Origin of the sequence: Providencia sp. PROV205, from assembly GCF_028479505.1 — a bacterium.
In the GTDB taxonomy this organism is placed as follows: domain Bacteria; phylum Pseudomonadota; class Gammaproteobacteria; order Enterobacterales; family Enterobacteriaceae; genus Providencia; species Providencia huaxiensis.
The window spans coordinates 159371-171895 of record NZ_JAMPNU010000006.1 but is presented as its reverse complement, the minus strand read 5'-3'; the positions used below and the strand labels follow the sequence as shown (position 1 = coordinate 171895).

At 42.3% G+C, this 12525-nt stretch carries 12 protein-coding genes; 3 read left to right on the top strand and 9 right to left on the bottom strand.

From position 1 onward, the window contains the following. Nucleotides 1-17: 17 nt before the first annotated feature. Nucleotides 18-1430, bottom strand: a complete 1413-nt coding sequence (gene dnaB, locus PR800_RS06750) for a replicative DNA helicase (RefSeq protein ID WP_004260904.1) — start codon at nucleotides 1428-1430, stop codon at nucleotides 18-20. 212 nt (nucleotides 1431-1642) lie between these two features. Between dnaB and PR800_RS06745 the strand changes: the two genes are divergently transcribed. Then, complete coding sequence (locus PR800_RS06745) at nucleotides 1643-2626, top strand: quinone oxidoreductase (protein WP_102139110.1); 984 nt, start codon at nucleotides 1643-1645, stop codon at nucleotides 2624-2626. Nucleotides 2627-2679: 53 nt separating this feature from the next. On the opposite strand, the gene dusA is transcribed toward PR800_RS06745, so the two are convergent. From dusA to PR800_RS06730, 3 genes are all read right to left on the bottom strand, one after another. Beyond that, entirely contained in the window at nucleotides 2680-3681 is a 1002-nt protein-coding gene (gene dusA, locus PR800_RS06740) for a tRNA dihydrouridine(20/20a) synthase DusA (RefSeq protein ID WP_102139111.1), read from the bottom strand. Nucleotides 3682-3894: 213 nt separating this feature from the next. Then, nucleotides 3895-4521 (bottom strand): isochorismate family cysteine hydrolase YcaC, encoded by a 627-nt coding sequence (gene ycaC, locus PR800_RS06735; protein WP_004260919.1) that lies wholly within the window; start codon nucleotides 4519-4521, stop codon nucleotides 3895-3897. A gap of 137 nt (nucleotides 4522-4658) precedes the next feature. Then, on the bottom strand, nucleotides 4659-4868 hold the full coding sequence (locus tag PR800_RS06730; RefSeq protein ID WP_004260921.1) for a YdgH/BhsA/McbA-like domain containing protein: 210 nt from the start codon (nucleotides 4866-4868) through the stop codon (nucleotides 4659-4661). Between the two features lie 243 nt (nucleotides 4869-5111). Between PR800_RS06730 and cbrC the strand changes: the two genes are divergently transcribed. Further along, on the top strand, nucleotides 5112-5699 hold the full coding sequence (cbrC, locus tag PR800_RS06725) for a PF03691 family colicin E2 tolerance protein CbrC (protein WP_206275888.1): 588 nt from the start codon (nucleotides 5112-5114) through the stop codon (nucleotides 5697-5699). A 201-nt stretch (nucleotides 5700-5900) separates the two neighbouring features. On the opposite strand, the gene PR800_RS06720 is transcribed toward cbrC, so the two are convergent. From PR800_RS06720 to PR800_RS06705, 4 genes are all read right to left on the bottom strand, one after another. Next, nucleotides 5901-6374, bottom strand: coding sequence for a DUF6882 domain-containing protein (locus PR800_RS06720; protein ID WP_102139113.1), 474 nt, complete (start codon nucleotides 6372-6374; stop codon nucleotides 5901-5903). Between the two features lie 3 nt (nucleotides 6375-6377). Further along, nucleotides 6378-7313, bottom strand: a complete 936-nt coding sequence (gene uriH, locus PR800_RS06715; RefSeq protein WP_102139114.1) for a uridine-preferring nucleoside hydrolase UriH — start codon at nucleotides 7311-7313, stop codon at nucleotides 6378-6380. 98 nt (nucleotides 7314-7411) lie between these two features. After that, entirely contained in the window at nucleotides 7412-9571 is a 2160-nt protein-coding gene (locus tag PR800_RS06710; RefSeq protein WP_272530439.1) for an ornithine decarboxylase, read from the bottom strand. A gap of 272 nt (nucleotides 9572-9843) precedes the next feature. After that, on the bottom strand, nucleotides 9844-10863 hold the full coding sequence (locus PR800_RS06705; protein WP_102139116.1) for a mechanosensitive ion channel family protein: 1020 nt from the start codon (nucleotides 10861-10863) through the stop codon (nucleotides 9844-9846). A 143-nt stretch (nucleotides 10864-11006) separates the two neighbouring features. On the opposite strand from PR800_RS06705, the gene PR800_RS06700 reads away from it, so the two are divergent. Continuing rightward, the gene (locus PR800_RS06700; RefSeq protein WP_166267295.1) at nucleotides 11007-11414 is read left to right on the top strand and encodes a DUF2750 domain-containing protein; all 408 of its coding nucleotides are present in this window, start codon (nucleotides 11007-11009) and stop codon (nucleotides 11412-11414) included. Between the two features lie 32 nt (nucleotides 11415-11446). On the opposite strand, the gene PR800_RS06695 is transcribed toward PR800_RS06700, so the two are convergent. After that, on the bottom strand, nucleotides 11447-12463 hold the full coding sequence (locus PR800_RS06695; RefSeq protein ID WP_272530438.1) for an aldose 1-epimerase family protein: 1017 nt from the start codon (nucleotides 12461-12463) through the stop codon (nucleotides 11447-11449). Nucleotides 12464-12525: the final 62 nt, after the last annotated feature.

The following is a 12525-nucleotide window of genomic DNA, read 5'->3' as shown; positions in this document are numbered from 1 at the left end:
GTATTTATGAGGAGTATTTAGTCCTCGTCGTTATAAGCCGGCCCCGCATAATTATCGAAGCGCGACCACTGCCCATTAAACGTCAACCGCACTGTACCAATTGGCCCGTTACGCTGTTTACCTAATATAATCTCAGCAACGCCTTTGAGCTCACTATTATCGTGATAAACTTCATCGCGGTAGATAAACATAATCAAGTCCGCATCTTGCTCGATAGACCCTGATTCACGTAAATCCGAGTTAACTGGGCGTTTATCAGCACGTTGCTCAAGGCTTCGGTTCAACTGAGACAGTGCCACCACCGGTACATTTAATTCTTTCGCTAACGCCTTAAGTGAACGTGAAATTTCGGCAATTTCTAACGTACGGTTGTCAGAAAGCGCAGGAACTCGCATCAATTGGAGGTAGTCAATCATGATCAAACTTAAACCTCCATGTTCACGGTAAATACGCCTCGCACGTGAACGAACCTCTGTGGGAGTCAGGCCCGAAGAGTCATCGATGTACATATTGCGCTTTTCCATCAAAATACCCATCGTGCTTGAAATTCGTGCCCAATCCTCATCATCAAGTTGCCCAGTACGAATACGGGTTTGGTCAACACGGGATAATGATGCCAACATACGCATCATGATTTGGTTACCTGGCATCTCTAAACTGAAGATTAAAACCGGTTTTTCTTCCGTCATCGCCGCGTTTTCGCACAAGTTCATTGCAAAAGTGGTTTTCCCCATCGATGGACGAGCGGCCACAATAATTAAATCAGAACCTTGTAAACCTGCAGTTTTTTTATCGAGGTCTTGGTAACCTGTTGAAACCCCAGTAACACCGTCGTGAGGCTGCTGGTAAAGTTGCTCAATTTTTTCAACAGTTTCCGACAAAATGGCTTCAATGCCTTTCGGCCCTTCATCTTTATTCGCTCTTGATTCGGCAATTTGGAAAACTTTAGTTTCGGCTAAATCGAGGAGGTCTTCACTGCTTCGCCCTTGTGGGTCATAACCTGCATCCGCAATTTCATTAGCAACAGAAATCATATCGCGAACTATCGCACGTTCACGGACGATGTCTGCATAAGCATTAATATTCGCCGCACTTGGCGTATTTTTAGATAGCTCAGCCAAATAAGCAAAACCACCGACGCTATCTAATTCACCCTGTTGTTCTAGTGATTCCGATAGAGTAATAAGATCAATAGGTTTGCCTTGCTCAAGCAAAAATTGCATTTGCGAGAAAATAGTGCGGTGGGGTCGGCTAAAGAAATCAGCATGAGTCACACGTTCAGAAACGGTATCCCAACGCTCGTTATCTAACATTAACCCCCCTAAAACAGACTGCTCCGCTTCGAGAGAATGAGGTGGAAGTTTTAACCCTTCCATTTGGTGGTCTCGTGGGGCATCCGTTTTGAAATTTGATGAGGGTTTTTTAGCCATACATTAATATCCAAGTCTATAATTAACGATCTGCGCTTAGTATACGCCAATCTTATTTTTTTGTGGTTTTCTTTGCATCTTTACGCAAAGTCATCACAAGATAAAATACATCACTGAAAGCACAAACCTATAATTCTTCTGATTGAAACATGGCGTTATGATAAAACGATTGTTATTGTAATTAAAATGAATGGTTCTTATTGGAGATTGTCATGGCAAAACGTATTGAGTTCGCGCAACATGGCGGCGCTGACGTCCTTAACTTGGTAGATTACTCCCCAGCAAATCCAGCAGATAACGAAATTCAAATTGAAAACCGTGCTATCGGGATTAACTTTATCGACACCTATGTCCGCAGTGGTTTATACCCTGTCGCTAATCTGCCTTGTGGTCTTGGTACAGAAGCAGCGGGTGTTGTTGTAAAAACCGGTGCTCATGTCACAGGTTTCAAGCCCGGTGACCGTGTCGTTTATGCGCAAGGCCCACTAGGTGCTTATAGCGAAGTCCACAATGTTCCTGAAAATGCGGTCGCTCACCTCCCAGATGGTATTACGTTTGAACAAGCCGCAGCCAGCTCATTAAAAGGTATGACGGTTTATTATTTATTCCATCAGACATATCAACTGAAACGTGACGAAGTCTTTCTGTTCCATGCCGCTGCAGGCGGTGTTGGGCTGATAGCTTGCCAGTGGGCAAATGCACTAGGCGCTAAGATGATAGGCACAGTGGGTTCTGCAGATAAAGCGTTAAGAGCCAAAGATGCTGGGGCATGGGAAGTCATCAATTACCAAACAGAAGACATTGCAGCTCGCGTGAAAGAAATCACGAATGGCGAAAAAGTGAATGTAGCGTATGACTCTGTTGGTCAATCCACATGGCTTGCCTCATTAGACTCACTCAAACGCCGTGGCTTGATGGTTAGCTTTGGTAACGCCTCAGGCCCTGTCACTGGCGTGAATTTGGGGATCTTAAACCAAAAAGGCGGGTTATACGTTACTCGCCCATCGTTAGGCGTTTATGTGACTAACCGTGCTGAGCTAGACCAAGCTAGTAATGCCTTATTTGATATGATTTTAAGCGGTAAAGTGAATGTGGATGTACCACAATCACAAATTTTTGCTTTAAAAGATGCACAAAAAGCGCATGTCACTATCGAATCGAGAAAAACCCAAGGTTCGAGTTTACTGATCCCATAAACAAGTTTCACCTAGAGAAAAGCGCCAATTGGCGCTTTTTTTCCCATATGTAGCTATTCACCGCGAGTGACAAACTCCAGAGCTTGCTCAACAACGGCTAGATCCGCCCCTTTTTTATGCGCATTTTCACTTAAATGCCGACGCCATTGGCGCGCACCAGGAATACCTTGGAAAATCCCTAACATATGCCGCGTCATATGACCTAAATAGGCGCCCTTTGTTAATTCATTTTCTATATAAGGGTACATCGCCCTAACTGCATCAACACCATTGGTGATAGGAAAGTGCTCACCAAACAATTGGTTATCAACCGCTGTTAAAATAGACGGGTTTTGATAAGCTTCACGCCCCACCATCACACCATCTAAATGTTGAAGATGCTGTTTGGCTTCTTCTAATGTTTTAATACCGCCATTAATGGCCATCGTCAGATGTGGGAAATCACGTTTTAATTGATAAACTCGCGGGTAATCTAATGGTGGGATTTCGCGATTTTCTTTTGGGCTAAGGCCGGATAGCCATGCTTTACGCGCATGGATAATAAACATCTCACAACCGCCTTTATCAGAAACGGTTTCAATAAAATCACATAAAAACGCGTAGCTGTCTTGCTCATCAATACCAATACGGGTTTTTACGGTCACCGGGATAGAAACCACGTCTTGCATGGCTTTCACGCAATCAGCAACCAATTGGGCATCACCCATTAAACAGGCACCAAAACGCCCATTTTGTACGCGATCTGATGGGCATCCGACATTTAAATTAATTTCATCATAACCACGTTCTTGCGCCAGCTTGGCACATTGTGCCAATGCGGCTGGGTCGCTACCACCGAGCTGTAGCGCTACCGGATGTTCTTCCTCACTAAAGGCAAGATAGTCCCCTTTCCCGAAAATAATCGCCCCTGTTGTGACCATTTCAGTATACAGCAAGGTGTTTTTGCTTAATAAACGATGAAAATAACGGCAATGGCGATCTGTCCAATCGAGCATCGGCGCAACGGAAAATCGGTTTAGGTTGGTGTAGCCTTGTTTTGAGGTATTTTGATGCATGGTGGTCTTGTGTATTGAAATCAAATGGATAGCCCCAAAAAGTAAGGAGCCAAGCAAAAACAGCAGGCTATTATAGCATAGAGCGAACTAAGTGCGATGATGACGAAAACGAGCGGCTGAACTCAGCTAATTTAACGAAATAACCCCCGATATGAGCAATGTCATATCGAGGATTTCCAAACCAATTATGTCATTTTAATATTCAGTCACACACTATTTTTTCGCAGAAAGCAGTGCATAGCTGGTCATTAAGTTACGATAATCAGGGATATGGTTTGAGAACAACGTACCTAACCCTTCCACATCATTGCGCCAATCACGGTGTAATTCACAAGCGGCACCAAACCAGCTCATCAATTGGGCCCCTGCTTTTGACATTCTATCCCACGCGGCATCACGTGTGATTGGGTTAAATGTACCTGAAGCATCAGTAATAACAAAAACTTCATAGCCTTCTTCTAAGGCTGATAATGCAGGGAATGCTACACACACTTCTGTCACAACACCGGCAATAATCAACTGTTTTTTACCTGTCGCTTTGACAGCTTTGACGAACTCTTCGTTATCCCATGCATTGATTTGGCCTGGGCGGGCAATGAAAGGGGCATCAGGAAAAGTTTCTTTTAACTCGGGCACTAACGGGCCATTAGGACCATCTTCAAAAGATGTCGTCAAAATAGTCGGCAAGTTAAAATACTTGGCAAGATCCGCTAACGCTAACACGCTATTCTTGAATTTATCGGGGTCTTGGTCGCGAACCAGTGATAATAAACCCGTTTGATGGTCAACAAGTAATACAGCGGCATTATCTTTATCTAGGCGGTTATATTTGAAACTCATATCAACGACTCCTCAATAGTTAGAAAAGTACTCTATGTGGGTTCAGATAAAACAAAAGTGGTATTTAGTCTGCTTATCGCACCTAAAAAACCACTTTTCATCAAAAATATTTCAACAAGATGAATTCACACAATTCGTTATTTAGTTTCTGCGCTCATTGTGACAAAATTTCCCATACGAGCACTGGTAATTGTATAGCTATCCGCACCGGCGGCTTTAGCTTTAGCTGCAATTTTTGCTTCTGTTGAAGCCAGCGTATCACCTGTTGCAGTGATTGTTGCTGCTGACGCACCAAATGCGACGAAAGATAATACAGAAGCTGCCATCAAAGTTTTTAACATGTTCATAATCTAATTCCTTCACTTTTTATTCGATGAGACAACCCTTGTTGTCTGCGATGAAGGTATCATATCGACAATGTTATTTAGGTTAAAGCTAATAATATCGCTCAATTCATTCAAATTAACTGAACAACTTACTTTATCTGAAACTCACCATGGAATAAAACCGAAAGATATAATCAAGCAGCCTTGTGGTATGCTTTCCCAAAGTTGGTTTACTTCTCGCGCAACCTTTAATAGGAACTGTATATGCCACTCAATAACCGAACACTCCCTACATTTAGGTACCACCCGGATCCTATTGAAACTGAAGCTTTTCTGACGGATAAAACAGTAACCTGTGATTGTTGTAAGCAACCTACTGATATTTATTATGAAAGCCCGTTTTATTCTATTGAGGACATTGATGCTTTGTGTCCTTGGTGTATTGCCGATGGTTCTGCCAGTGCAAAATTTGATGGTGAGTTTCAAGACCCTGCCAGTGTTGAAGGTATTGATTGCGAATATGACGAGGACGGCGAGTTTTCACATACCCTAACCCCCTATCCTACTGAAATGTTTGATGAACTAATTAAACGAACACCGGGCTATCAAGGGTGGCAACAAGAAATTTGGCTCGCACACTGCCAAGAGCCTTGTGAATTCATAGGCTATGTTTACTGGGATGACATCAAAGATAAACTCGATGAATTTGTTTCCCTTGAAAATGATATCGCTGATTATGGTTTTTCAATTTCAGAGCTCGCGAATATTCTCCATCAAGATAGCGCTGCTCAAGGTTATTTATTTCGTTGTTTACATTGCAAAAAACTACGTTTGCATTTTGATTTTAGCTAATTTATACCAACTAAATCGCGTGAAGAGGCTTATCTTCACGCTCTCATCTTCAACTATTCATCAGTTCAATAATTTGCTCAGCTAATTCTGGCGTCGCGGCTGATAGCAAACTCCTCATTGAAAAAACTGAGTATAACGGGCAGGTTATAGAATAAAGGCGCTAAAATGCCTTATCGACCAGAGATAAAGCACCAATACAACCTAAATTTGTTGGAGAGACACCTCACCAAATGTCATAAATATCAAAGTATGCCCCGCAATCCCACGATATACCCCTTGCTGGCTATTGAGTTCGCAAGCCAATGCCGTTAATTGCCATGCGTCATATTCTTCAATGTGACTAATTCGGGCGGTTAATAATGCGTTGTCTTTCCGCTCGCCATAAGCTTTCACCGCAATTGCATCTTGGGTTAAAGCGCTGTCGATAGAACTGTTTGCCCAGCTCCACATCCAACTGCCTTGGCTTTGGTCATAAGTACCAACAATTTGAACTGGCGCTGTTGCCATTATATTGTCAGGCGCATGAAAAATAATGGTTCCTTCGTCTTGGTTCACGGACCAATCGGCTTCATCTAATTTCCATGTATCACAATGAAATTGGTTTTTGGCCTGTAACGCATTCATACTGCGTTCAATTAATGCCTCATAAGGCATCTGTTCTATTTCATTATCCATTTATTACCCAATATTTTTTAATGCATTGATAATCAACTGCCAAAATTTATGATGGTCTAACTTAACCGCGACTTGAGTATGGCAATTTTCAGGCGCTGGATGACGGAAATCAGCCACTGTCATGCCTAGCGTGTGCGTTCCTGTCAGCTCAATATTCACAGGCACTTTTTGCGTAGTCATTACTGTCGGATCAATGACATAGGCAACCGCACAAGGGTCGTGCACTGGCGGAGCATCAAAGCCTTGAGCTTGCTTGTACATTTTCCCAAAGAAATCCAATAATTCGATGACAAATTGCGAACAATCACTGCCAATCGCAGCAATTTCTTTCACAACATCAGGGGTTGCTAGCGCTTGATGGGTAAGATCTAACCCCACCATGGTTAGTGGCCACTTTTCATTGAAAACAATATGAGCCGCTTCTGGGTCAATTTTAATATTAAACTCAGCTACCGCACTCCAATTCCCAACATGGTAGCCCCCGCCCATCAGCACCACCTCTTTAACTCGCTCGACAATGCGCGGTTCAAGACGAGCCGCAAGCGCAATATTGGTTAATGCACCAGTAGGAACTAAAGTCACTGTTTTAGGAGGGTGAGACATAATCGTTTCGATAATCAGCGAAACCGCATGCCGTTCATCAAGCGTCAATGTGGGCGTTGGTAATACAGGCCCATCGAGACCTGATTCCCCATGAATATCAGGTGCGACTTCAATTTCCCGAACTAAGGGGCGAACCGAACCCGCGGCAAATGGAACACCGGTGATCTTCGCCATTTCAGCGATAGCCAATGCATTATGAGTGACTTTTTCAAGGGTTTGATTGCCGGCAACGGTTGTTACCGCCAATAATTCAATGTCAGGGTTACCATAGGCCAGTAATAACGCGATAGCATCGTCATGGCCGGGATCACAATCGAGGATTATTTTTTTGCTCATACCTTACCTTCTTAAAATTGGAGTCAGAAATGGCACTGACCCCAATTTAACGAGCTAGCAAGGCAAAATCTATGCTTAATATCTGAATACTTGGAAATTTATTTCAAAACATGCGCATAGACACGTTTTTTCTCACCTTCATTTTTCGAAATATAAACACCTTGTAGCTCAGGTGCAAAGCCCGGTAATGCATTAATCCCTGTTTCTAGTGCTTTGAAATAGCGCAATACTGGGCCAGACCACACTTCCCCTGGCACCATACACAGCACACCCGGTGGATACGGTAGCGCACCTTCAACGGCAATACGCCCTTCTAATTCATCTAACGGCAATAATTCACAATTACCACGAATAAATTCTAAGTGTGCTTGCTGAGGCGCCATTTTTACTTCAGGGAAGTGATTTTTACGGAACATCTCTTTTTGCAGCTGTTTAATATTGTCATTAACGCTGAGCTGATGCATTTCTTGGCACAGGCGACGCAATGTGTAGCCTTGGTAATGTGCTTGATAACGCTGATAAACCGATGGCAAAACCTCTTCCAATAGTGCGTCTTCATCCAGTAACTGTTCGAAACGGACTAAATGAGAGACTAACAGCTCCAGTTTTTCACGGGTTTCTGCGGGAGTTAACAAAAACAAAATTGAATTTAAGTCACACTTTTCAGGGATCACTCCGTGTTCACGTAAAAAATGCGCCAAAATCGTCGCAGGAACGCCAAAAGTTTCATATTCGCCACTTTCGACATCAATACCCGGGGTCGTTAGCATCAATTTGCAGGGGTCAACAAAGTATTGGTCCTGTGCATAGCCATCAAACGCATGCCAACGTTCTTGTGGTATGAAATTAAAAAAGCGCTGCTGCGCAGCGATTTGCTCCGTTGGGTATTCATGCCATGCCTTGCCATCCACCATTTCAGGAACAAAGGGTTTAAAATAACGGCAGTGCTGAAATATCGATTTTCTTACCTCAATCCCCACTTTCACGCAGTCCATCCACATCATTTTACCTGCATCACCTTGGTGAATACGTGCATTCACATCCAAAGAGGCAAACAAGGGATAAAATGGGCTAGTAGAGGCGTGCATCATAAAAGCATTGTTGAGTTTTTTGTGTGATACAAAACGCTCTTGTCCCTTGATATGATTATCTTTTTTATGAATTTGTGACGCTTGAGAAAACCCGGCCAGCTGTTTATGAACTGACTGAGTGACCATAATACCTGGGTCGTTTTCATTTAATTCAAGTAGCAATGGCGAGCACTGACGCATCATTGGAATAAATTGTTCATACCCCACCCACGCAGAATCAAATAGAATGTAGTCACATAAATGACCTATTTTATCAACGACTTGCCTTGCGTTATACACCGTACCGTCATAAGTTCCAAGTTGGATCACGGCTAAGCGAAATGGTCGTTTAGCTTGAGCTTTTTCAGGCATCACTTCTTGAATAAGTTCACGTAGATAACTTTCGACAAAGCAGTGCGCATCAATACCACCAATAAAACCAAAAGGATTACGTGCCGTCTCTAGGTAGACAGGTGTTGCCCCCGCCTGTATTAACGCCCCATGGTGGTTTGATTTATGATTGTTGCGATCGAATAAAACTAAATCGCCCGGTGTTAATAGCGCATTTAGTACCACTTTATTAGATGATGAGGTACCATTTAACACAAAATAAGTTTTGTCCGCATTGAACACTTTCGCGGCGAATTTTTGTGCCTCTTTCGCGGCACCTTCGTGGATCAATAAATCGCCCATTGCCACATCGGCATTGCATAAATCGGTACGAAACAGGTTTTCACCATAAAACTGATAAAATTGTTCCCCTGTAGGGTGGCGACGGAAAAATTGGCCGCCCTGGTGCCCCGGACAGGCGAAAGTCACATTATGGCCCGCAGCATAATCCATCATTCGAGCAAAAAATGGCGGTAATAACTGCTCAAGGTACTGATCCGCCGCATCGAGCAATTGACGGCTATTTTCTTCACGGGCAGCTGGAGCTGGCGGTAATAACGCCGTTAAATAAGGTGGTAAGTTTCCATCGGTTGGCAGCTGTTTATCACTGATGATAAACAGCGGAATACTCAGCTGGCTCTCAACGACTCTTTCCCACAGCCCTTGGTTGGCATCTTGTTCAGATAGCACGACAGCGGCAATATTGTTTAACTGTGCATCGCGAATATCTACCCACTGAAATTGATTAGTGAAATAGATTGCGACCCCCTGGCTACATGCCACATTGATTTTGTTCATAGCAGTCTGGCTCTTAGTTAGCTGAGGAAAAGAGGCGGACAATATACTTGATAGATCAGGGAATTGAAATGATTAGCATGGTAAGAAAAGAGGGCAAGATTTGGAAAGTCGAATATATTTTATAAGCCACTGGTTAATAGCATAAAAATTCTATCTCATCACAACCTACTTCCCCACACTTCAGGCCATCATAAAGATAATAAAAAGATAAATTAACCAATTAACCCGGTGATCACCACCAATTAATCGGCCAATTTATCTGTAATGGGACGTTAGTTGTTTTTTTCCACATACAACGTTTGTGATGGGAATGCGAAGTCCGCATCGTGGCGTTTAACTATCTCAATGATCTTCAAATACACCGCTTGCTGCGCGGCTAACCATTCAGCCCAAACTGTTGTTTTGGTAAAGCAATACACCATAATATTTAACGAAGAGTCAGCAAAAGCATCGAAATACACTAATAGAGTTTGGCTGGTATCGATATTGGCATCTTGCTGTAACATCGTACGGATATCGTCGACAATCGCTCCAATTTTATCTGAATCTTCGTAACGTAAACCAATTTCAGTTTTGATGCGTCGGTTAGTCATGCGCCCTGGGTTTTCTACACTAATAGAAGAAAAAACCGAGTTAGGAATGTATAGCGGGCGGTGGTCAAACGTAATAATTTTGGTGATCCGCCAACCAATTTCAACCACCGTGCCTTCGATATTTCTATCCGGTGAACTGACCCAATCGCCAATATTAAAGGGGCGGTCAAAATAGAGCATTATCCCTGAGAAAAAGTTACTTAGGATGTCTTTACCTGCCATACCGATAGCAATACCGCCAATTCCACCAAACGCCATCAAACCAGACAGGCTCATCCCAAAATGCTCACCAAACAGCAGTACCATAATGACAAATATTGCGGTTTTAAATACACGGGCGATAATACGAGCCGAAGTGGGGTCACTGCCTTTTTTAATCTGAGCTTTTTCTAGTCGGTTCGCTAATTGAAACAGTTTTCGCATTAAAATCAATGCAATCAATGTAATAGTGATAAAATTAACTAAAGAGGTTGAAATAAAAGTTAAATCAAAATCAGAGGCAGCCATATCGACATACTGAGCAATAACGATAACTACGCCACACAGCACTAGGGTTTGAACCACATGGATCAAAATACTTTTGCGCTTATGTTTATGCTTACGCCGTTTATGTACAATCTCAAAAACTAAATAGATTGCGAGAAAAGTCGCAATTAAGGTCATGCCAATGGCATATTTCTCAAGTAATGCTTCTATCATTTCTAACCGCCCTAAAATTTACCTGATAGATCTTATTTTTATTTGTTTTACTGTGTATTGTTTTTCGTTACTTTGCCATTAAGATAACAATTATAAAGATAATTTTCCTAATAATTATCAGTTACTTTTTAAAATATCCAATAATGAATAACAACCAGTTTTCCCCAAATGACAAAGAAATAAAAAATGTCCATGCGCTTAGGCCATACCAGCAGTATACCTATTTTGTCGGTAAAATCGCTGATTGGGAGCAGGTATGGGGCCTTGGAGATGGGCAAAATATTGTTACCGCATGGAATGATGAAAAATGTCTTTTTCTACCCCTATGGCCTGCCAAAGCGTATGTTGAGTTGTGTTTAACGGATAAATGGGCAAATTTTACGCCAATGCTATTTACCCTTGAACACCTGATGACAGAAATTTTGCCTGATATGCATGAAGCAAATATTAAGGTTGCTTTGATGATGCAATCTGATGGGAAAAAAACACTGATTTATGATGCTGCGGCGCTTCTTGCTGATTTGGAAGAAGAATGTCAGCAATATGAGTAAAAGGCAGCAACGCTGCCTTTTTGAGATAAAAACTACTTTTCAACACCGGTAGTGACAGTAAATTCACGGGTTTGCCCCGCCTCCAACCAAATCAGTGTTTGGCTATTTTTTGCCGCAAGGAAACCTTCTGGACGACACGTTGCGGGGAGAACAAATGCGCCAACTTTTTGGTCACCATTATACAAAATCCAACGGGTCGCATAATTTAGCTCATTAGATTTGAAACGAGTGACAAACGTATATCCTGTAGACGAAGTCATCCTAAACTCAGGCATTGCGGTATATTGGCTAAGGTCATCCATAAAAAATACAATTTCAGGGTCACACATTTGTGGCTGATTAAGCTGATTTAATGTGACTTTACCGGATTTCAGCGCTTCATTAAATTCGAGCCATTTTTCAGTTGGCTGAACATGCCCCGGTATTGATTCACGCAATTTAATCGCATTTTCAGGGATATTTTGCGTCAGTGTTGCATTCTCCACGTAAGCATAATTCATATGGCACATATATTGGAGAGGCATAGGAACCGATGCTAAATTGGTGACTGACATATGAATATCAAATAAAGCACTGTCTGAGTTTAATTGCACTGACGGTGTCGCACGATAATGATGACCAAAACCCATCACATACTCATATTCGCCAACAACTCTTAAACTTTCGCCAGTCAGTTCAAGCCAAGCGCTATCCATTGCTGCGCAAGGCATTTCCCCATGTAATGGATGTGAATCTTCTGGTGAAGGGCAACCATTGCTGATTAAACCTGAATGGAATGCAAAGCAACCGTAGGTTTCAACGACCGTTGGAACACGTTTTGGCGCTGAAAACATATTTTCCATTTTCAGATTTTGGCCACAAAATTGTGCATCCCAAATCATTTGTCCTAAAAAAGGTAAAATCGTTAAATACCCTTGCTGATTTTCAATTCGTAGCCCTTCCACGCCAGTTTGGTAACGAAATGCAGTGGCCGTAAACTGGTTATTTTTTAGAATAAGCGTCGGGTTTTCCGTAAATAAGCTTTTGTGAAGAGGTATCAATGTATTCATTTTCATACTCACGGTTTAATGAGATAAATGGAAATGGGTAGCTCACACTACCCAATTTGAGC

Coding starts and splice junctions, on each gene's coding strand:
- PR800_RS06710 (WP_272530439.1), bottom strand. CDS start 9,571: ATGAACAAAATCAATGTGGCATGTAGCCAGGGGGTCGCAATCTATTTC.
- PR800_RS06720 (WP_102139113.1), bottom strand. CDS start 6,374: ATGGATAATGAAATAGAACAGATGCCTTATGAGGCATTAATTGAACGC.
- dnaB (WP_004260904.1), bottom strand. CDS start 1,430: ATGGCTAAAAAACCCTCATCAAATTTCAAAACGGATGCCCCACGAGAC.
- uriH (WP_102139114.1), bottom strand. CDS start 7,313: ATGAGCAAAAAAATAATCCTCGATTGTGATCCCGGCCATGACGATGCT.
- dusA (WP_102139111.1), bottom strand. CDS start 3,681: ATGCATCAAAATACCTCAAAACAAGGCTACACCAACCTAAACCGATTT.
- ycaC (WP_004260919.1), bottom strand. CDS start 4,521: ATGAGTTTCAAATATAACCGCCTAGATAAAGATAATGCCGCTGTATTA.
- PR800_RS06695 (WP_272530438.1), bottom strand. CDS start 12,463: ATGAATACATTGATACCTCTTCACAAAAGCTTATTTACGGAAAACCCG.
- PR800_RS06700 (WP_166267295.1), top strand. CDS start 11,007: ATGAATAACAACCAGTTTTCCCCAAATGACAAAGAAATAAAAAATGTC.
- PR800_RS06705 (WP_102139116.1), bottom strand. CDS start 10,863: ATGATAGAAGCATTACTTGAGAAATATGCCATTGGCATGACCTTAATT.
- PR800_RS06745 (WP_102139110.1), top strand. CDS start 1,643: ATGGCAAAACGTATTGAGTTCGCGCAACATGGCGGCGCTGACGTCCTT.
- cbrC (WP_206275888.1), top strand. CDS start 5,112: ATGCCACTCAATAACCGAACACTCCCTACATTTAGGTACCACCCGGAT.
- PR800_RS06730 (WP_004260921.1), bottom strand. CDS start 4,868: ATGAACATGTTAAAAACTTTGATGGCAGCTTCTGTATTATCTTTCGTC.